Origin of the sequence: Imperialibacter roseus (genome assembly GCF_032999765.1) — a bacterium.
GTDB classification, from domain to species: domain Bacteria; phylum Bacteroidota; class Bacteroidia; order Cytophagales; family Cyclobacteriaceae; genus Imperialibacter; species Imperialibacter roseus.
Genome location: NZ_CP136051.1, coordinates 1,913,993 through 1,934,768 on the forward strand (window position 1 = coordinate 1,913,993; position 20,776 = coordinate 1,934,768).

The window sequence follows — 20,776 nt, forward strand, 5'->3', positions numbered from 1 at the left end:
AAAAGAGCCACTGGAGAAGGGCAAACTTTACATTATAAATTAGCTGCGATCTTGCGATGTCTCTCCATTCTTTCGGCAGCCTTTACCTCGGGGTCAAATGTCCGTTTGCTGGAAATGTAGGAGTAGATGGCTGGGATGATGTACAATGTAAGGAAGCTGGAGATAATCATTCCGCCTACAACGGCCACACCCAGACTTTGGCGGCTGCCCGCAGCTGATCCGATAGAAAGAGCGATGGGTAGAATGCCGAGGATGGTGGCAAAGGTTGTCATCAATATGGGTCTGAAACGGGCATGAGCCGCTTCAATTACCGAATCGAGCCTGGTGACGCCCTCAGCTTTTCGCTGGTTGGCGAACTCCACAATCAGGATGCCGTTTTTGGTCACCAGGCCCACCAGCATAATGATGCCAATCTGGCTGAAGATGTTCAACGTAAGATCCATGACGTAAAGGCTGAGCAAGGCCCCCGCCATAGACATAGGCACGGTAAAAAGGATGATCAGAGGATCGACGAAGCTTTCAAACTGAGCAGAAAGCACGAGATAAATTAGCACCAGGGCCAGCATGAAAGCGAATAACAAACTTGACGAGCTATCGGCATATTCTTTCGATTGCCCGGCAAGCTCTGTTTTGAAGTTGGCTGGTAATATTTCAGCGGCCACTTCATCCATGGCCTTGATGCCATCTCCAAGTGTTTTTCCGTCGATGATGCCAGCCGATACTGTGGCAGACACATAACGGTTATACCGGTAGATGGCCGCAGAACTCACCGATTCCTCATAGTAAATCAGGTTGTCGAGCGATACCATTTCGCCTAGGCTGTTTCGTACATTGATCGCTTTTAGATCAACCGGCTCGTTTCTGTTCTCTCTTGAGAGCTGCCCTATCACCTGGTATTGCTTGCCTCCCATGATGAAGTAGCCGTAGCGCTGCCCGCTGTACGCAAGCTGAATGGATCTGGCAATATCAAACACTGGCACATGCAGCTCATTGGCCTTCTCACGGTTGATGCGCAGCTTCAGCTCGGGCTTGTTTACTTTGAAGTCGCTGTCCACAAACTTTAGGTCAGGGTGCTCCTGTGCGGCATTGAGAAACTTCGGCAGCATCTCAATCAGGCTTTCTACGTCAGGAGCCTGAATAACATATTGTACTGGTAGTCCGCCGAATCGGGCTCCGATGGTTGGCGGCTGCGCAGGGAAAGCCCTCACGGCCGTAAACTGTTCAAAGCCTTTTGATATTTGCTTGAATATCTCGTCCTGCGACCGTTCTCTCTCACTTGCATCCACCAGGAAGATGTTTTCAGCGCCGCTGTTTACCGGACTGAAGGCACCGCCTCCGGGGATCACGGCCGTAAGAGCAACAGTAGTTCTCACCTCCGGTACGTTGTCCAGCACCCAGGCGTCCAGCTCTTCCATGTACTTGTCCATGTACTCAAACGAAACTCCCTCGGGAGCCTTTACCGAGGCACGAATGATACCCCTGTCTTCCAAAGGTGCCAGTTCTGACTTCAATTGAGTGCCAAAGAAAGCGATCATGCCAAACATCAGAGCAACTACGACGAACGATAGCCACCGATACTTCATAAATGCCGCCAGACTTTTGGCATAACCTGCACCCAAGCCCTCATAAAACTTCTCAGTTACAGCATAGAAACGGGAAGGCTTGCTGTGTTTTTTCAGCAAAACTGCACACATCATCGGCGACAGCGTGAGCGCCACGAGTGCCGACACAAGAATGGAGCCCGCCAGCACCACACCAAACTCCAGGAACAAACGGCCTGTCAATCCCTGCATGAAAATGATCGGGATGAATACTGATACGAGCGTTATAGTCGTGGAAATAATGGCGAAGTAAATTTCCTTTGATCCCTGTATGGCCGCCTGGAAAGGAGGGATGCCTTGTTCTACTTTGGCAAAGATGTTCTCCAGTACCACAATGGCGTCGTCGCACACAAGGCCGATGGCCAGTACAATTGCTACCAGGGTGAGCACATTGATGGAGAACCCGGCAATGTACATGATGAAGAACGACGAAATAATGGAGATGGGGATGGCGATTACCGGAATGAAGGTCGACCGCCAGTCACGCAGAAAGGCGAAAATCACCATGGTCACCAGAATAAAGGCGATAAGCAGCGTTTCCTCTACTTCCTCAATGGACTTTCTAATGGGCTTGGTATAGTCGTTGGCTACCCTTATTTCAATGTCGGCGGGTACCTCGTCCTTCATGGCATCCAGCCTTCTGTAAATCTCGTCGGCAATCTCAATTTCATTGGCGTTGGGCTGCGGCTGTATACTCAGCAGCAGGCCTTTAGCGCCATTGCCCCGAAAGTTGGTTCGGTCATCTTCGCTGCCTAGCTCCGCAAACCCTAAGTCCTTGAACCTGATCTGTCGGCCACCTTCCGATTTGATGATCATGTTGTTGAACTCTTCAGGTGTTACCAGTCTGCTATCGGTGCGGATGGTTAGTTCTGTTTTGTCCCCCTCAATCCTGCCTGTGGGCAAGTCGATATTCTCTCTTTTCAAGGCAGCCTCAATATCCTGGGGCACAATGCGGTAGGCCGACATTTTTACCGGATCAATCCAAAGCCGCATGGAGTACTTTCTGGCACCCCTCACATAGGCGCCACTCACGCCGGGAACTGTCTGGATTCTTTCTTTCAGTACATTCTCCGCAAAATCGGTCAACTCCAGCATGTTGCGGCTGTTGCTGATGATGGTAAGAAACATCACCGACTGTGAGTTGGCGTCGGCTTTGTCTATGATAGGTGGATCAGCTTCTGGAGGAAGGCTCCTTACCGCCCTCGATACCTTGCTGCGGACGTCATTAGCTGCCGCTTCTATGTCTACATCGAGATTGAACTCAACAGTGATGATACTTGCCTGCTCTCTTGAAACCGATGAAATGGTGCGCACACCTGCTATACCGTTAATGGCTTGCTCCAGCGGCTCGGTGATCTGAGATTCGATCACGTCGGGACTGGCACCAGCATAGGTGCTGGTAACAGTGACAATCGGGGGATCGACTGCGGGAAATTCCCTCGTGCCAAGAAATGAGAAGCCAACCACTCCAAAGAGCAAAAGCAAGATGGAGAGCACTACAGCTAGTACAGGCTTACGAATACTGGTTTCAGAAATACTACTCATTTACTTAATCGTTAGCAACAACAGGATCAATCACCAGACCTTCTTTCACTCGCAGCAAGTTGGTCGTCATCACCGTGTCGCCTTTGCTCAGGCCGGAAGTGATTTGTACCGAATTGCTGGTCCTCAAACCAACAGTCACCGTGGTTTGCACCGACTTCCCGTTCCTTACTGTGTACACAGTATAACCCGAAAGGTTAGGGATAAGCGCCTGAGAAGGCACCAAAAGTGTGTTTTCTTCGCCACCTATGGGCACAGTCACCGACGCAGACGAACCTGGCACCAGCATAAAATCTTTGTTTTCGGCAACGGCTCTTACAAAGAGACTTCTCGTTGTCTGGTCAATTTTTGGGTCAACCACGTTAACAGTGCCCTCATAGGTGCGGCTATCATTTTCGACCGTAAATGTGACCTTGTCACCCGACTTTATCTTGCTCGCATATTTTTCCGGAAGCGGAAACTCTATTTTCACTTTGCCCATGTCCTCCAGGTGGACGAGCGTTGTGTTTGGGTTCACGTAGGCGCCCGGACTAATCCTTCTTATCCCTGTTTTGCCATCAAAAGGTGCCAAAATGCCTGTTTTCCCTATTTGAATTTGAATCAAATCGATTTCTGCATCAAGCACTTCCTGGGAGTTCAATTCGTTTTCGTATTCCTCACGACTCACCGCCTCTGCTTTGTAAAGCGCTTCCATCCGCTTTACAGATGAGCTTACAAAGTTCTTACGAGCTTCCAGTATTTTCAATCGCCCCTGTAGCTCCGAGTCGTCGAGTTTGAAAAGGAGTTGTCCTTTCCTGACCAACTGGCCTTCTGAAAAGTTGATCCTTACCAACCGACCTGCCACTTCACTGGCAACCTCTACTTCTTCATTGGCATATATGGTCCCCAACACGTTGACCATTTCTTCCAGCGTGGTGTCTTTCACAAGAATTACCTCAGCCGCCAATCCTTTGCTTGGCGAGGTGACGGCAACAGGCGTTACTGCCTCTCCATTTCCGTTACGTGTGAGAAAGAATACCAACCCTCCGGCCACTACAATAACTGCGATTATTAGAATTTTCTTCATTACCCCGATTAAAACAACTTGAGCACAAATAGACGAGAAATTGGGGCCAGTTTGTTAAGAAATTTTAAGGATGGTAAAATATGGTAAGCGATAGCAAAATATTGTGATGAGTATCCATTGTGATTGCTTGCACTCAAATCCATCTCACTTTATGAAGTTTTCAATAAAATAACAATTTAGTTATTTATTTCCGTGTAAAATGTCTATTTTTAGTGATAAATTTAAAAATTAGCAATCCCCTTTTTCTTCTTCTGCCAAGGCCTGTAAAAGCGCAGGTGCTCAGCAAAACATTAAATGAGAGATTTGCCTTTTATTAATGGTTTCAGCCACTAAATTGAGCCAAACTTAGGTGTAAAATATGTCCGTAAGAGTTGCCATCCGCCACTATACTAGTTACAAGTACGAAAGACAGATCGAACTTTCGGCACAGGTGATCAGGCTCAGGCCTGCCCCGCATTCCCGCACAATGATCAAAGGATATTCCCTGAACATTGAGCCAAAAAACCATTTTATCAACTGGCAGCAAGACCCTTTCGGTAATTACCTGGCCAGGATCGTTTTTCCTGAAAAGGTGGATCATTTCATTGTCGACGTGGAAGTGATCGCTGAAATGGTGGTCATCAACCCGTTCGATTTTTTTGTTGAAGAATATGCAGAGAAGTTTCCTTTTCAATATGAGGCGTCGCTTCAAAAGCAGCTGCAGCCTTATTTGGAGGTGACTGAGAATGATGCAGTTCTGAACGACTGGATAGCGAAGGCGAAGCAGAAGATCACAAAGGACATGATCACTGTTGACGTGCTGGTGATGCTCAATCAAATGCTCAGCCAGGACATCGCCTACCGGATCAGGATGGAGCCCGGCGTGCAAAGTTGCCAGGAGACACTAACGCTAAAGTCTGGCTCCTGCAGGGATTCCGCATGGTTGCTCGTTCAGATTTTGCGCCACCTGGGGCTGGCTTCACGCTTTGCTTCCGGTTATCTGGTGCAGCTGAAGGCTGATCAAAAGTCGTTGGAGGGCCCATCCGGGCCTGAGGAGGATTTCACCGACTTGCATGCCTGGACAGAGGTGTATATACCCGGTGCCGGTTGGGTAGGGCTGGATCCCACATCGGGCTTATTTGCTGGCGAGGGCCATATTCCCCTGGCCTGCACCCCTGACCCACAAAGTGCTGCACCAATTTCTGGTGCTGCCGAGTCAGTGAAGACAGAGTTTCACTTCGAAAACAAAGTAACCCGCATTCACGAAAGCCCGAGGGTGACCAAGCCGTACTCTGATGCGCAATGGGAGCAAATACTGGCCATTGGCGATCAGGTCGATGCAGAGTTTGTAGCCAACGATGTGCGGCTGACCATGGGAGGGGAGCCCACCTTTGTGGCCATGGACAACAACGAAGCGCCCGAGTGGAACACTGACGCCGATGGAGAACACAAGCGTAAGCTGTCCAATGAGCTTTTTCACAAGCTGAAAGATCAGTTTGGCAATGGTGCGCTCATGCAGTACGGGCAGGGCAAGTGGTACCCCGGGGAGCCTTTACCCCGCTGGAAACTGGCTTGTTTCTGGAGGAAGGATGGCCTTCCGCTCTGGCACAACGACAAGCTTATGGCTGACCTGAGCAAAGACTACAAGCTCACCCATGAAGATGCCGGCAAATTCATTAACACGTTAACAGAGTCGCTCCACCTGGATCCTGAGAAGATTCACCCGGGCTATGAAGACCCCTTCTATTTCGCCTGGGAGGAAAGTCAGGTGCCGGTAAATGTTGATCCGTTAAAGAAAGACCTGAAGTCGTCACTGGAGAGACAAAAGCTGGCTGAATTGCTCAGCCAGGGAATGGACAACCCCGTGGCGTTCACTGTGCCGCTTCAGTGGGATTTTGAGAGCCAAAACTGGCAGAGCTGCCGGTGGGAGTTCAGACGGAAGCATTTGTTCCTTATCCCGGGCAATTCGCCGGCGGGGCTTCGGCTTCCGCTAAAATCGATTCAACACTTTGATGAGGACAAGCTGGAAGTGAGGCCTGAAAGAAGCCTTTTCGAAGAAGTAAATGCACTACCAGCTATTGGTGATGTGAAAGCGGAGTTTGTAAAAGAAGAAAAGGGCTTTAACAACGATAAAGTAATTTTTAAAACTGCGCTCGGTGTGGAAATCAGGCAGGGAAAGCTGTTTGTGTTTCTTCCTCCGGTGACTCACTTTGAGCATTACATGCTGCTGGTTTCGGCCATCGAGCAAACGGCCGAAAAGCTACAGCTACCCGTGCTGATTGAGGGGTACGACCCGCCGTCCGACAATCGAATTCAAAAGCTCATGATTACGCCAGATCCTGGCGTAATTGAAGTGAACATTCATCCGGCGTCTTCATGGAAGGAGCTCAAGGATAATTACGACATCCTGTACCAAAAGGCGGCAGAAACCAAGTTGGTGACTGAGAAATTCAATCTCGATGGTCGTCACACCGGTACCGGCGGAGGTAATCACGTCACCCTTGGTGGGGTAACGCCAGCCGACAGCCCCTTGCTTCGCCGCCCCGACGTGCTCAAAAGCTTTATCACTTACTGGCAGCACCATCCGGCACTTTCATACCTTTTTTCTACACAATTTATTGGGCCAACCAGCCAGGCACCGAGGGTGGATGAGGGCCGGGACGAAATCCTTTACGAGCTGGAGTTGGCCTTTCAGCAGGTGCCCGACATGAAAGAGGACGATGTACCCTATTGGCTGGTAGACCGAATCTTCCGCAACCTGCTGGTAGACATCACAGGCAACACCCATCGGGCGGAATTTTGTATTGATAAGCTCTATTCACCGGACTCCTCATCCGGCAGGCTGGGTATTTTGGAATTCCGTGGCTTCGATATGCCTCCCCATTACCGCATGAGCATGGTTCAGTTCCTTTTGATCAGAACGCTGCTGAGCTGGTTCTGGAAGACGCCCTACAACCACAAGCTGGTGCGCTGGGGCACATCGTTGCACGACAAGTTTATGCTGCCTCACTATTGTTATAAGGACATGACGGAGGTGGTGAACGACCTCAAGAATGCCGGGTACAACTTCGATGTGTCCTGGTTCGATCCGTTCTTTGCCTTCCGCTTTCCCTTCCTGGGCGAACTGCAGGTCGACGATATTCATGTGGAGCTAAAAATGGGCATCGAGCCGTGGCATGTGTTGGGTGAGGAAATGTCCAACTCCGGCACCGCTCGTTTTGTCGATTCTTCATTGGAAAGGCTACAAGTGAAAATTACCGGATTGACCGAGTCCCGCTACAAGCTGCTTTGCAATGGTTTTGCCATTCCGCTGAAGAATACTGGTACTCAGGGCGAGTATGTGGCAGGCATCCGCTATCGGGCCTGGGCACCTCCATCGGCACTGCATCCCACGCTGGGAGTCGACACTCCTCTGGTGATCGATATCTACGACACATGGACGAAAAAGTCGGTGGCGGCTTGTCAGTACCACGTGGCTCATCCTGGCGGCAGAAACTATGCGACCTTCCCTGTGAATAGCTATGAGGCGGAAGCGAGAAGGGTTTCCCGCTTCTTCGACTTTGGGCATTCTATCAATATGGTGGAGCCCACAGTGATGCAGCCTCAGGCGGCTGGCCGGTTTGTGACCAAAATCAACATCCTGCCCACTTATGATATAAAAATAGAGGAAGTTAATCAGGATTATCCTAACACTATGGATCTGAGAAGGTACAAAGGGCGAAAATAATGGTGTGCCTGCCACCGCTATAATATCTTCACAAATCAACTTTGGAATCACAAAAAATTGGTGAGATTTGGCGATGATTAAATCGTACCTGGCAGACAGAACGAATTCCAATGAGCCGTTCTTTGATGAGATGACCACGCCCGATGGCAAGGTGTGGCCTCACTGGGAAAAGCTGGCCAATGCCTATGAAAAGCTGGGCATTGAGCGGATGGAGCAGCGGAACAAGGAAGTGGGGCAGCAGCTCAGGGAAAATGGGGTGACCTACAATGTGTATGGCGACCCCAACGGGATGAACCGCCCGTGGAATCTCGACCCGGTTCCCATGGTGTTCAGTCAGAGCGAATGGGAGGTCATAGAGAAAGGCCTTTCTCAAAGAACCGAGCTATTCAATATTATCCTTTCAGATATCTACGGTGAAAGAAAGCTGATCAGAGACGGGTTGATTCCTTTCGAAATGATTTATAACCACCAGGGTTTTCTCCGCCAGGCAGATAAAATTCGCATACCCGGGCCCCAACAGCTGGTGCAATACTCGGCCGACCTTGCCCGTGGCCCCAATGGAAAAATGTGGGTACTCCACGACCGAACCGATGCTCCTTCCGGAGCAGGGTATTCCCTGGAAAACAGGGCTGCCATGACCAGGGTGTTCCCCGACATGATCAGGGAAAACCAGGTAAGGAAAATCTCGTCTTACTATCAAACGCTCAAGAACACGCTCTCAACACTGTCGTGGAAAAACAAGGAGAACCCGAGGATTGTGATGCTTTCTCCCGGCCCTTCGAACGAGACATTCTTTGAGCATGCCTACCTTTCTTCTTTCATGGGCTTCACCCTGGTGTTTGCTCAGGACTTGACCATGAGCGACGGCTACATCTGGCTGAAAACGCTGAAGGGCCTGGAGAAGGTGGATGTGATTGTAAGGAGGGTGGACGACGTATTTTGTGATCCGCTTGAATTCAGGGCCGACTCGCACTTGGGGGTCGTTGGGCTTATGGAGGCGGTGAGGCAGAAAAACGTGATGGTGATCAATCCCCTTGGCTGCCGCATCCTCGAAAACCCTGGTTTGATGGCGTTTTTGCCAAAACTAAGCAGGAACGTATTGCAACAGGAGTTGATACTGCCGTCGGTAGCGACCTGGTGGTGTGGACAGGAAAAGGAAAAGAAGTACGTCCTGGAGAATATCGATAAGCTGATCATCAGGATGATCTACCGAAATGACAAAAATAAGTCGGTGTATGGAGGGGAGCTGAGCAAAAGGGAAATTGAGCAGCTAAAAGAAGAAATCAAGGTCAGGCCGTACCTCTTCGTTGGGCAGGAAATGGTTGATTTTTCAACTACCCCGTCGCTCATTGACGGAAAGCTGGAGGCTAGAAATGCTGTATTCAGAAGCTATGTAGTCGCCGATTCTGAAAACGAAACCTACTACGTCATGCCGGGAGGGCTGTCACGCAGCTCACCTAAAAAAGGTGTTTTTATTGTTTCTAACCAATCGGGAGGTATTAGTAAAGACACCTGGGTGCTGGGTCATGCCAAAGAGCAGGTGCAGGTGAATAGGCCGCCTGTCATTGTGCAGCAAACGGAGAACATATTACCAAGCCGAACCGGAGAAAATCTGTTTTGGCTGGGGCGCTATTTGGAGCGGACTGTCAGCACCATCAGGCTGATGAGGATTGTGCTGCGAAAGTTCAATGAAACGGACGATGAGGTCAACATCGAGCATGATCAAACCCTCGTTACACTGCTGAAGGGGCTTACTTCCCTCACAAGTACGCAGCCGGGCTTTCACGACAAAAGGGTACTCAAAGACCCCGAAAAGGAGCTCTATTCATTGGCCATTGATCAAAACCGATTTGGGTCACTCGCTCATTCGCTAAAGTCTTTCCTGTCTAATGGCTATGCCATCAGGGACCGACTCAGTCTGGATACCTGGCGTATCCTGGATTTGATTTCTGAGGAATGGGAGATTATGAAAATGAATGGCACCAACCTGAGAGGAATCTATCACCGCCTTGATCATTTGATTGTGCATATGATGGCCTTCAACGGCCTCAATATTGACAACATGACCAGGGAGTCTACCTGGAGGCTGCTTAATATAGGGCGTTTCATTGAGTCGTCTATTGGTACCTGCCTGATGCTGCAGGCTACTTTGTCGGCCAAATCCACTTCTGATCAGGAAAAATCGCTCATCGAGCTGATTCTGATGAGCAACGAAAGCCTGGTGACCTACCGGTACCGCTATCGGTCCAACCTGGAAGTGCTGGGAGTACTGAACCTGTTGCTGGCCGACGACAGAAATCCCCGGGCCATTGTGTACATGATTGAACGTATCGATGATCACCTGAAGCAATTGCCGTCTTTGGGCATTGGCACCGGTTTAAGCCCGGCCCGAAAGAAGCTTTTGGAAGCCCTATCAAAAGTCAGGCTTGTTGATCTCGATGAGTTAGCCGAACTGAAGCCCGACGCTGACACACGCAAGGAATTAAAGCAGTTCCTGGGCGATATCATTCAGCTCTTGCAGCAAGCTTCCACTTTGATATACGAAAGCTATTTCAGTCACACCCAAAGCCAGTATGGTTTTGTTAAAGCCAACAGGTTGCCAGAGATTTAAGGCAGCACATTCCTAACGAATGAAATGAAATACAGAGTCACCCACATTACGAAATACGATTACCAAACGCCTACGGCGCTGTGCCACAATATTGTGGTTCAAAGTCCGGCCCGGCTTCCTTTTCAGCAGGTGAAATCGTATAGGTACAATATTTTCCCCGAGCCCAATTACCTGGCTACCCGCAAAGACTTTTTTGACAATGAGTTCATGTATTTTTCGGTGCAAAAAACACATCAGAAGCTGCTGGTGGAGTCGAAAAGTGAGGTGGAAATAGGGATGCCTGCCTGGGCAAACCTTGACTCAAAGCAAACCGAACCCTGGGAAGACGTGGTGAGCTGGTTGCAAACCACCGATGCCATGAACGATATTCGCCAGTTTTACCTGGAGTCTACACATGTGAGCTTTATACCCGGGGTAAAAGAATACACGCTGGAGTCGTTTACACCCGGCAGGCCTGTGATGGATGCCATGCTTGATCTCAACAAGCGGATCAATAAAGATTTTAAATTCACGCCTGGCTTTACCGACATCAGCACCCCTTTGGAAGAAGTATTCAAACACAGAAAAGGTGTTTGTCAGGACTTTGCCCACTTTTCCCTTGCCTGTGTGCGGTCTCTTGGTTTGGCCGCAAAGTATGTGAGCGGTTATATCGAAACGATCCCCCCTCCCGGCAAACCCAAGATGGTGGGTGCCGATGCCTCCCATGCATGGAATGCAGTCTACATTCCCAGCATTGGTTGGGTAGAGTTCGATGCTACCAACAATTTGCTTGTTAAAGATCAGCACATCAGAGTGGCTTTTGGGCGTGACTTTGCCGACGTGGTGCCGCTGAAGGGCATTGTTTATAGCAATGGAGGCCAGAAAATGGTGGTGACGGTAGATGTGAAACGCTTGGATTGAACCTGCATTTGAATTGCTTTTGCAACTAGATTGCTTGCTTCGGAATTCTCCTGTAGGGCCGTTGTCATTTTTGCAAAATTAAGCCAGGTCGACCCAAACCGGTTGGTACACAGCATGTATAAGAATTAACTCTCAGTAAGTATTTTCCTGCTTTTATCGAAGAGTTGATATATAGGAAACTACCATTCTGGTCATAGTTTTAACGACGTCTATTTTTTTTCAGTTAGATATGAATTTTTCAGGTAAATATTGTAATTTTTACTGTTGTAATTATTGAGTGTTTGCTTTTTCTGGTCTTACAACAAATGCATCTTAATCTTTATCATGTAAAACCATTGTAGCTTGATAATACTGAAACGTTCATATTTGTTGGTTGTTTTGCTCACCTGCCTGGTACTTCTGGGTTGGGTGGCGGATATCGAGTTTCTTAAAGGAGTTTTGCCGGGGCTCGAGACCATGAAACCAATCACGGCGTTTTGTTTCCTTCTCTGCGTGGCCGCTATTCACTTTGGTGGATTCACGTCAATTGTTGGCATGCCCTTCGTTTTCATCATTTCCGGCATGCATCTAATCGAAGTCATAGCCGGCAGGATGTTGTTCCCAGAGATATCAAGTATAGTATTACGGATGTCTGGCGCCACTTCGTTTTTATTTATGGCGATTTCATTAGCCATAGGGATGTCTGAATGGAAAAGCGACAGAGCTACTGTTAGAACGGTCGAACTGATCTTGTTGGCAGGGCTTTTCATCTGCTTCACAGCCCTGCTTGGGTTTATACTGGACTATGAGTCGTTGCATCGTGTGACTTTCTTTTCTACGATGGCCATTCATACAGCCATTTGTTTTATGCTGATTTACGGAAGCTTCCTGCTGTCGCAAATAAGTAACAAGGACAGCAGGTTTCACCTCGTGTTTTCAAAAAACCTCGGAGGCCGGGTAATTTTAAGAAGATGGCTGGTGACCATTACCATTCCGGCTGTCGCCAGCGGCACTATTTTGCTGGGAGCTATTTACGATTTTTATGACATAGGCTTTGCGTTCATCCTTTTGGCATCATTCTCATCGGCTTTTACAACTATCTTTTTGTTCAGAAAAGCGAGGGTGATTGAAACAATCGACCTTGAGAATCAACGCCTTCTTTACGAGAAGCAAAAGATAAATGAGGACCTCGAGATACTCAATGAAGCCATTAATGTGAGTAAGCATGAGCTGGAAATTAAGAATAAGGAATTAGTGAAGGCCGTAGAAGCACTCTACAAGAAAAACAGAGAACTGGATCTCTTCACTTACCATACCTCGCACGACATCCGTGCCCCTGTTGCCAGTATACTCGGCATTGCGGCCATCGCTATGTCCGAAAGTGACATAGAGAAAATGAAAGAGTATTTTCGTGTCATAGAAGGCAGAGGCAAGCGGCTGGATAAATTTATTCACCAAATGATCATGTTTACCAGGAATGACAGAACCGCCCTGGAATTGGAGAGAATCAATGTAGAGGAGGTGCTTGATGACTGTTTGAATGATATAAGGGTAGATCCGCTTTACAGAGGGCTGAAGGTAGAAAAGCAAATAATGCTCGACAACCCCGTGATGATTTTTGACCGGATCAGGCTAGGTGAGATTTTTGGTAATATTTTGCATAATGCCATCAAATTTCAAAATACCCAGGTGGCTGAAAGCTACCTGAAAATAGCCGTCATGGAGGGAGGAGATTATTTGCGGATAATTTTTGAAGACAACGGCATCGGCATTAAAAAGGAATATCAGCCTAAACTATTCCAGATGTTCCAAAGAGCTACCGACCAGGTAGAAGGGTCGGGATTGGGGCTTTACATAGTAAAGCAGATGGTGACCAAGTTGGGCGGTAACATAAAGCTGACAAGTGAATATGGCAAGGGTACAAAAATTGAAATCGATCTGGCCATTAACAAGTTGCAGTTTAATGGTAACAAGTAAATGAGCAAGTTTCGGGTTTCTATACAGATGGCTTTACTGTTTTTTTGAGTAAATTTTGAAGCCATGAACGATTACCAAAGAATTGCCAAAGCCATTGAGTTCATCAGTGAGCATTTCAAAGAGCAGCCTAAGCTCGAAGCAGTAGCCGATGCTGTGCATCTGAGCCCCTTTCATTTTCAACGCATGTTTACCAGCTGGGCTGGCATAAGCCCCAAGAAATTTCAACAGTTTCTCAGTCTCAACCTCTCCAAGGAGCTGATGAAAACTGGCGATGTGCCGCTGAGCGAGGTCGCCTACGAAGCAGGTTTCTCTGGCTCCAGCCGCTTGCACGATCTCTTTGTGACCATTGAAGCCATGACGCCCGGCGCTTATAAAAGCAAAGGCAACAGCCTGAACATCAATTACAGTTTTCACGAATCTCCCTTTGGTGGGCTGATCGTTGCTTCTACCGACCTGGGCATCTGCAAGCTCGAGTTTGTGCCCACGCCCGAAGAGGGACTGGCCCTGCTGAAATCAGAGTGGCCCGAGGCGGTATTGACAGAGAACGCTGATGCTAATCAAGCCGCTGTGAATCAAATTTTCGGAGTCGGTGAGGCGAGCCAGCAGGCCATTCAACTTAATTTGAAAGGCACTCCATTTCAGGTCAAAGTGTGGGAAGCATTGCTCCGCATTCCCGAGGGCCAGCTGAGTACTTACCAGCAAATTGCCGACTATATTGGCAACCCAAAAGCATCAAGGGCAGTAGGGTCTGCCATAGGCAGCAACCCAGTGGCCGTACTGATCCCCTGCCATCGGGTGATCAGAAGAGATGGCGGCATTGGCGGCTATCATTGGGGCAACGACCGCAAGCTAAGCCTGATTGCCCGGGAGAAGGTGCGAACCATGGCAGAAGAGGAGATGCATGCCGCTTAGTCTTTCTATTCCAACACCAGAAAACTTTAGTTTCAAAGAATGCCTGTGGTTTCTCGACAGGGGCTTCGACGACTGCCTGCACAAGGTGAAGGGTGGGTCGGTTACCAAGCTTTTGAGAATTGGAAGTCACGGTCATTCTCTTTTAAGCATCAGCGAATCGGGAAACGCACTTCGGGTCGATTTGCTGAAAGGTGAGGCCAGGGAATCGGAGATTGTCAATTACATTACCGAGTGGCTGCATTTGAAAGGGGACGTTGCGCCGTTGAAAGCCATTGCCCGACAAGATGCTGACCTTGAGCAGTTGGTTGAAAAATATTGGGGGCTTCGTTTGATCTCCATCCCCGATCTTTTTGAAGTGCTTTGCTGGAGCATTATTGGCCAGCAGATCAACCTGACATTTGCCTACAAGCTCAAAAGAAGCCTGGTGGAAGCCGTTGGCGAAAGTGAAACTTATGAGGGCGAGGTCTACCATGTTTTTCCCACACCGAAGCAGGTGCTTGAGCTGTCTTTCGACGACTTGAAAGCCATGCAGTATTCTTCGCAAAAGGCCAGGTACCTGCACATCGTGGCCGAAGCCTTTCTGGCTGGCGAGATCTCTGTTGAAAAGCTTTCTTTGATGGAGAGCACACCGGAAATGCTGAAATGCCTCATGAGTCTGAAGGGCGTAGGGGAGTGGACAGCCAACTACGTGGCCATGAAATGCCTGCGCAGGCCCGATGCCATCACCTATGGCGACGCCGGACTGCTCAACGGCTACAAGTACCTCAAGGGAATGGACAGGAAGCCAACCCGACAGGAGCTGGAGGCTTTTTTTGAGCAATTTCCAGGATGGGAGGCCTATATTGTGTTTTATATCTGGAGGTCGCTGGCGTAGCCAGTTTCTTGTTTTATACTTTCCTTTTTGGTAGATTGATAACAGGAATAATGGTGAAAGGATATGAACCCCAACTACAGATTGTATTCAATAGTAATTTTAATTGCTGGAATATTCACCTCTTTGATCTTCCTTCTTTTCCAAAATGCCCTTCACATTATGTATGAAAGCCCCGGCGAGGCATCGAACTTTAAACGATTCATTTTTCCCATCGCTTTATTAGCGATCATTCCTGGTCTTTTTATTAAGGCAAAGTCGCTGACCAACAAAATACTAGTAACAGGAGGGATGCTTTTGCTGCTGGCCACTGTGCTGTCAGTCGTTACCGGGTTGACTTTTGGCCATGCAGCGAAGACTGAGACCTTCTTGTTTTATTTCCTTTCCTGTGGCCTGTCTTTTATAGTTTTGGCCTTTACAGTTGCACTGCTTTTACGTTTTTTACTCTATTCCTGGGTGGTGGATGGACAGGGAATCCTGAAACTCGCTGCATTTTTCACTGCCGGTGTAGCCATGGGCTATTTGGTTTTTAAGGGAGTAGGCACCTTGAGCACCGTCAACGTTTTTGCCCTCTGGTATCTCGTATTGATATTAATCGGCTCCGCTTTCTTTATTGCCAGGAAAGAACAGCCACTAGCAGCAGGCTGAGTTAGCCACGAGGGCGGGACTACAAAAGTTTGGTGTCTCAGCCGGTTTACGCTTTCCCAAAGTGGCTGCCAGCCGATCAGCTTTGCTGTTGACAAGCAAAACTTTTGTAGTCTGGGCGTCACCGGCTCCCCCTCCCACGGGGTTAAAAAACCACTCTCCTCTTCCCCCAAAACTGGCCTGATTTTCGTATATTCATACACACAGGAGCGCTTACCCCAATTTTTGCCTCTTTCACACCAAACTCTTCCGTCTTCAGTTTGGTGCGCACCAATCACTTCTATGGTGCCCAGCACTCACTACCTATGCTGCCTAGCACTCGCCAGGTGTGGTGCGCACCACAGCCTCCTGTTAAGCCCTTATCACACCTATCATAAGCGCTTATCCCGAACGAAACAACGCCTTTACTCCCTATGTGATAAGCGCTTATGAGGTAGTGAGACAAGCCCTTGTCTACCACTTGGATAAGCGCTTAACAGGAAGCCGGATAGGGACTTTGCAAATGGCCGTGTAGCTGGGGAAACTACAAAAGTTTGTTACCTCAGCCGGTGTACGGTTTCCCAGAGTGGCTGCCAGGCGATGAACTTTACTGTTAGCAGGCAAACTTTTGTAGTCTCTATTAAATAGCTGGAAAAAGCCTCCATACGTTGAAATTCAGTCGTTTGGCGATAGCAAACATAGATTGGGCATTGATTTACTTCCTCCCGCCAAATGGTCGGGCAGGCAGCAATGACGTGCAGGTGGTGTTTTTTAGCTCCGGCATAATAGACGACTGAACGTGAATGTTAGGTGCTTCGGAATGCGGGTGGATTAACGGTTGTCATCCTGTTTCGCCGCCATTCTCCTTCCACCTTCCATACTCCTCCCGCATACAGTGCCCGCAGGGCCGGAAGCCGAGCTGCTGGGCTTCTGTTGCATCCAAAAAGAAGATCCTGTTTGCTGGTTTCATCCTTTTGCCTGACGGGCAGCTAAGCTGGCCGTAGATTTTCAGTTGGGCGTTGCCACCCAGCGTTACTTTGCCTTGCCTGATGAGAGCAGAAAGCTGACGGCTCCGGGCGAAGCGGGTGCTTCCCAGGTCTGTATGCCTGATCATTTGGCGTCGTGCAAAGGAATGCCCAGCGTCATCCGGTGGCCGGAGTGCACCGTGCTCACCCCGTGCCGCATCTGTACCCGGTAATACCCTTTGCTGCCCATCACCGGGCGCTGGCTGGTAGCAAATATGATCAGGTCGCCTTGTTTTGGCGTAAGCGACACGGCCCTCGATTGCGCCCTCGGCCTTTGCTCCACCAAAATAAACTCACCCCCCTCATAATCCCAGCCGGGCTGCTTGAGAAAAAAGACCGGCTGAAACGGGAAGTACACATCGCCATACAAGTCCTGATGAAGGGTGTTGTAGCCACCGTCGCCGTAAGTGAGCAGCAGGGGAGTAGGCCGGCGCTGGCCTTTGTCGTGACAAAGCGTAAGGAAGTCGCTGTGGCTGTCAGGGAATACCAGATTAAGCCGCAAAGCTTTGCTCCACAGGTTGGCCGCAGGCACCAGCATTTCGTACAGTTGTTGGCGAAGTGACTGTAGCTGGTCAGGCAAAGGATAGCTGAAGTACTTGTACTCGCCCTCGCCAAACCTGTAGCGGGCCATGTTGATGGTGGTTCGGAACCGTGCCGGCTCGGCATACCAGGCCATTATTGCGTCACACTCCTCGGGGGTCAGCACACTTTCGAGGTGGACAAATCCCTGCGAAAGGAGAGTGGTTTGTAGTTCGTCGGTGGCGGTTGCTAAAGTGATCGCTGACATTTAAAAAAGGGATAAATGAATGATTTCGTTTCTACGGTGCAAAACTACCGGGGCCCGGGGCAGGCGGCAATCCGATTCTTGCGCTCTTTGATTTTAGCGGGCATTGGTGGGATACAAGTCTAACCTTTGTCTCAAAGAACTCAGGTTGGAATCCATCTGTATTTATCTTTTCTTCACATAAAAACACATCCTATGTCACTTTTCAAGCATCTTCGCACCGGCCTCACTTGCCTCGTTTTTTTGTGCGCCAGCGCCACTCTGGCGCAAAAAGTTGTCGTTACACCGGATAAGGCCGACGGTGTTTATAAAGTAGGTGAAACCGTTACCTGGGATCTCGCTTGCTCCGAAGGTTGTGACTCTGTTCGCTATATATTGAAAAAAGGAGGCCTGACCGATATCAAGCATGGCGATGTTTCCTTTAATAGCAGTACTCCGCAAGTGAGCTATACCTTCGATGCGCCGGGCACCATGCTGCTGGAGGTAAGCTGGGGAAAAGGTGGCTGGGGAAACAGGAGTGTGGGTGGTGCTGTAGCCAATCCGGATCAGATTGCCCTGTCTGCTCAAAAACCAAAGGACTTTGATAGTTTCTGGAACAAGCAGCTCAAGCAGCTTAAAAAAGTACCTGCAAATCCTGTGCTCGAAAAAGGAGAAAGCGGCGTAGACAATGTCGACTACTGGAAGATTTCCATGGACAATATCAATGGCAGCCACATTCAGGGGCAGCTGGCCAAACCATCGGCAGGCGAGAAGTTCCCTGCATTGCTCATTGTGCAGTGGGCGGGCGTGTATCCACTCGACAAAGGCTGGGCAGTGAACCGGGCGAAGGACGGATGGTTAACGTTGAACATAGAAGCCCACGACCTGCCCATCGATGAACCCAAAGAATTTTACAAAGAGCAGTCAGACGGGCCGCTAAAAAATTATCCTGCCATTGGCAACGACAGCCGTGAAACAAGCTACTTCCTGCGCATGTACTTATCCTGCTACCGGGCGGCGCAGTACCTCACCAAACGCCCCGACTGGAACGGAGAAACGCTGGTGGTGATGGGCGACAGCCAGGGTGGGCAGCAAACCCTGATGACCGCCGGGTTCCATCCCGCTGTCACGGCGGCCATTGCGCTGGTGCCTGCCGGCTTCGATATGTTGGGCCCTGTTGCTGGAAGAAAAGGAGGCTGGCCTCAGTGGTATGGCAGCACCGAAGGCAAGGATGCGGCAAAAGTGCACGAAGCCAGTCGGTACTATGATGTGGCCAACTTTGTGACGAATATCAAATGCCCGGTGCTGGTGGGTATCGGACTGCTGGATGAGACCTGTCCGCCCGAGGGAATTTTGGCAGGCGTCAACCAGCTCACCACCCACAAGCAGGTGATGATCCTGCCCACCTCCGGCCACCAGGATCGCAATGGCTCGCAGGAGCCGTTCAGGAGTGAGCGGGACAAGGTGTGGCTGCCGGCGTTAAGGGATGGCAAGGGAGCGCCTGTGCACTGAGGCTACGCCGAAGTGGCTTGTGCTATGTAGCGCCGTTCACCAGGTTTGTAACCTGGAGGCCGGGATGTAATCCCCGGGGTACTTAGCTGCACTCCATGCCTTTTTGTTATCAGGGCAGCAGTAGCAGGTTATCGACTGGCTCTTGAAATTACCTATCTGCATTCTCTCTTTTATTAGCCGATTATTCGTAAATCGCTCTCTTATTTTTTCGGGCTGCGGCCTCAACAATGAAAACACAAACCAAAGCCTACCTGGCACTTGCCTTTATCTGCATCGTTTGGGGCACCACTTACCTGGCGATGCGGGTGGGTGTGTCCCAATTTCCTGCGTTTGCTTTTTCGGCCATCAGGCAAACAATCGCAGGAGGTGGGTTGCTGCTGTTTGTTTGGTTGTTGGGCAAGGGTGGCACCATTAACATCGCCTATCTCAGAAAGCACGCCTTTATCGGGTTCATGATGATCACGATTGGCAATGGTTTGGTGGGCTGGGCCGAAATGTTTATCCCAAGCGGCCTGGCGGCACTTATTTGTGCCATGATGCCGGTGTGCGTGGTGCTGATCAATCTGGCCAGCAAAGCCGAGGAAAAACCCAATGCGCTGATTTATGCCGGCCTCGCATTTGGCGTAGCAGGACTGATGCTTGTTTTCAGGGAGCATGTGGCCGACCTGGTAAACCCCGACTATAGGATGGGTATTTTACTCACATTTGTCGCCATTATTGGCTGGTCGTATGGCAGTGTGAGCATCAGGCGGTATGGTAAGCCTGAAAGCCCACTCATGAATGCCGGTTTTCATTTGTTTTTTGGCGGCATTGGCATCTGGCTGCTCAGTTTCGTATTCGACGACTATACCCGCTTTGCCAGCGTTGACTGGCAGGGGCTGTCGGCCCTTTTGTATGTGACCATATTCGGTTCTCTCGGGGCATTTGTCTGCTATCTGTATGTGCTGCAGCATTTGCCCGTTGGGCTGGCGTCTATTTATGCTTATGTCAATCCGTTAGTTGCCGTGTTGCTTGGCTGGTGGATCCTGGACGAAAAGCTGAACCTGCTGATCGGCGGGGCCTTTGTTATCACCGTTGTTGGTATTTTTATGGTGAACAAAGGCTACAAGGTGAAGGCCTACAAGGCGCTTTCAAAACCATCGGCTACTTAGTGCAACTGACCAAATCGTCATTTAGGCTGGAAAAGAAGCTCAGGTTGATTAATTTGCTGCTTTGAGACAACGGGAACACACCGACATGGAAATACGAAAAGCCAAACTGAATGACCTTCAGCATCTCACGGTTCTTTTTGATGGCTACCGGCAGTGGTATGGCCAGGAGGCTGCCCTTGAAGCAGCGGGGCAATTCCTGGAGGAACGACTGCTAAATGGAGAAAGTGTTATTTTCATCGCCTATGTGGAAGGCGTGGGTGCCGGGTTTACGCAGCTTTATCCGTTGTTCAGCTCGGTGAGCATGGAGCGCCTTTGGTTGCTCAACGATTTGTATGTAGACAAAAAATTCCGGCGTATGGGCATAGGCGAGGGACTGCTGAAAGCCGCTCAAGCGTTCGCCCAAGAAACGAGGGCCAAAGGACTTACACTGGAAACGCAAGTGAGCAACCTGTCGGCACAGCGGCTGTACGATAGCACGGGGTTTAAGAAAGAAGAGGACTTTTATCATTATTTCTGGAAGGCTTAGCCTTGTCACT

14 protein-coding genes are annotated in these 20,776 nt (G+C 49.5%); 10 read left to right on the forward strand and 4 right to left on the reverse strand.

Features of this window, described 5'->3' with window-relative positions:
* Positions 1-32 precede the first annotated feature (32 nt).
* Positions 33-3,146 carry an efflux RND transporter permease subunit gene (locus tag RT717_RS08220; protein ID WP_317491255.1) on the reverse strand — a complete coding sequence of 1,038 codons (3,114 nt, stop codon included), beginning with the start codon at positions 3,144-3,146 and terminating at the stop codon, positions 33-35.
* Positions 3,147-3,150: 4 nt separating this feature from the next.
* Positions 3,151-4,209 carry an efflux RND transporter periplasmic adaptor subunit gene (locus RT717_RS08225; RefSeq protein ID WP_317491256.1) on the reverse strand — a complete coding sequence of 353 codons (1,059 nt, stop codon included), beginning with the start codon at positions 4,207-4,209 and terminating at the stop codon, positions 3,151-3,153.
* Between the two features lie 358 nt (positions 4,210-4,567).
* On the opposite strand from RT717_RS08225, the gene RT717_RS08230 reads away from it, so the two are divergent.
* The 7 genes from RT717_RS08230 to RT717_RS08260 all read left to right on the forward strand — a co-directional run bounded on the left by RT717_RS08230 (position 4,568) and on the right by RT717_RS08260 (position 15,813).
* The gene (locus tag RT717_RS08230) at positions 4,568-7,915 is read left to right on the forward strand and encodes a transglutaminase family protein (RefSeq protein WP_317491257.1); all 3,348 of its coding nucleotides are present in this window, start codon (positions 4,568-4,570) and stop codon (positions 7,913-7,915) included.
* A 73-nt stretch (positions 7,916-7,988) separates the two neighbouring features.
* Positions 7,989-10,526, forward strand: a complete 2,538-nt coding sequence (locus tag RT717_RS08235; protein ID WP_317491258.1) for a circularly permuted type 2 ATP-grasp protein — start codon at positions 7,989-7,991, stop codon at positions 10,524-10,526.
* A gap of 24 nt (positions 10,527-10,550) precedes the next feature.
* Positions 10,551-11,426: a transglutaminase family protein gene (locus tag RT717_RS08240; protein ID WP_317491259.1), complete on the forward strand. Its 876-nt coding sequence runs from the start codon at positions 10,551-10,553 to the stop codon at positions 11,424-11,426.
* A gap of 342 nt (positions 11,427-11,768) precedes the next feature.
* Entirely contained in the window at positions 11,769-13,382 is a 1,614-nt protein-coding gene (locus tag RT717_RS08245; RefSeq protein WP_317491260.1) for a sensor histidine kinase, read from the forward strand.
* A gap of 63 nt (positions 13,383-13,445) precedes the next feature.
* Entirely contained in the window at positions 13,446-14,294 is an 849-nt protein-coding gene (locus RT717_RS08250) for a bifunctional transcriptional activator/DNA repair enzyme AdaA (RefSeq protein WP_317491261.1), read from the forward strand.
* Positions 14,284-15,168 carry a DNA-3-methyladenine glycosylase family protein gene (locus tag RT717_RS08255; RefSeq protein WP_317491262.1) on the forward strand — a complete coding sequence of 295 codons (885 nt, stop codon included), beginning with the start codon at positions 14,284-14,286 and terminating at the stop codon, positions 15,166-15,168. The genes RT717_RS08250 and RT717_RS08255 overlap by 11 nt, the downstream gene beginning before the upstream one ends.
* A gap of 159 nt (positions 15,169-15,327) precedes the next feature.
* Positions 15,328-15,813: a hypothetical protein gene (locus RT717_RS08260; RefSeq protein ID WP_317491263.1), complete on the forward strand. Its 486-nt coding sequence runs from the start codon at positions 15,328-15,330 to the stop codon at positions 15,811-15,813.
* 817 nt (positions 15,814-16,630) lie between these two features.
* Here the strand turns inward: RT717_RS08260 and RT717_RS08265 are convergent.
* Both RT717_RS08265 and RT717_RS08270 read right to left on the reverse strand, forming a co-directional pair.
* Positions 16,631-16,903, reverse strand: a complete 273-nt coding sequence (locus tag RT717_RS08265; RefSeq protein ID WP_317491264.1) for an Ada metal-binding domain-containing protein — start codon at positions 16,901-16,903, stop codon at positions 16,631-16,633.
* Complete coding sequence (locus RT717_RS08270) at positions 16,900-17,601, reverse strand: 2OG-Fe(II) oxygenase (RefSeq protein ID WP_317491265.1); 702 nt, start codon at positions 17,599-17,601, stop codon at positions 16,900-16,902. Before RT717_RS08270 ends, RT717_RS08265 begins: the two co-directional genes overlap by 4 nt.
* Positions 17,602-17,793: 192 nt before the next feature.
* Here RT717_RS08270 and RT717_RS08275 point away from each other — a divergent pair, with 192 nt between their 5' ends.
* From RT717_RS08275 to RT717_RS08285, 3 genes are all read left to right on the forward strand, one after another.
* Complete coding sequence (locus RT717_RS08275; RefSeq protein WP_317491266.1) at positions 17,794-19,089, forward strand: acetylxylan esterase; 1,296 nt, start codon at positions 17,794-17,796, stop codon at positions 19,087-19,089.
* 227 nt (positions 19,090-19,316) lie between these two features.
* Entirely contained in the window at positions 19,317-20,240 is a 924-nt protein-coding gene (locus RT717_RS08280) for a DMT family transporter (RefSeq protein ID WP_317491267.1), read from the forward strand.
* Positions 20,241-20,301: 61 nt separating this feature from the next.
* On the forward strand, positions 20,302-20,766 hold the full coding sequence (locus RT717_RS08285) for a GNAT family N-acetyltransferase (protein ID WP_317491268.1): 465 nt from the start codon (positions 20,302-20,304) through the stop codon (positions 20,764-20,766).
* The last annotated feature ends 10 nt before the right edge of the window (positions 20,767-20,776 follow it).

Bases quoted from the DNA above. Each gene is read 5' to 3' on its own strand.
- RT717_RS08220 (WP_317491255.1), bottom strand. From the start codon at position 3,146: ATGAGTAGTATTTCTGAAACCAGTATTCGTAAGCCTGTACTAGCTGTA.
- RT717_RS08225 (WP_317491256.1), bottom strand. From the start codon at position 4,209: ATGAAGAAAATTCTAATAATCGCAGTTATTGTAGTGGCCGGAGGGTTG.
- RT717_RS08230 (WP_317491257.1), top strand. From the start codon at position 4,568: ATGTCCGTAAGAGTTGCCATCCGCCACTATACTAGTTACAAGTACGAA.
- RT717_RS08235 (WP_317491258.1), top strand. From the start codon at position 7,989: ATGATTAAATCGTACCTGGCAGACAGAACGAATTCCAATGAGCCGTTC.
- RT717_RS08240 (WP_317491259.1), top strand. From the start codon at position 10,551: ATGAAATACAGAGTCACCCACATTACGAAATACGATTACCAAACGCCT.
- RT717_RS08250 (WP_317491261.1), top strand. From the start codon at position 13,446: ATGAACGATTACCAAAGAATTGCCAAAGCCATTGAGTTCATCAGTGAG.
- RT717_RS08255 (WP_317491262.1), top strand. From the start codon at position 14,284: ATGCCGCTTAGTCTTTCTATTCCAACACCAGAAAACTTTAGTTTCAAA.
- RT717_RS08260 (WP_317491263.1), top strand. From the start codon at position 15,328: ATGTATGAAAGCCCCGGCGAGGCATCGAACTTTAAACGATTCATTTTT.
- RT717_RS08265 (WP_317491264.1), bottom strand. From the start codon at position 16,903: ATGATCAGGCATACAGACCTGGGAAGCACCCGCTTCGCCCGGAGCCGT.
- RT717_RS08270 (WP_317491265.1), bottom strand. From the start codon at position 17,601: ATGTCAGCGATCACTTTAGCAACCGCCACCGACGAACTACAAACCACT.
- RT717_RS08275 (WP_317491266.1), top strand. From the start codon at position 17,794: ATGTCACTTTTCAAGCATCTTCGCACCGGCCTCACTTGCCTCGTTTTT.
- RT717_RS08280 (WP_317491267.1), top strand. From the start codon at position 19,317: ATGAAAACACAAACCAAAGCCTACCTGGCACTTGCCTTTATCTGCATC.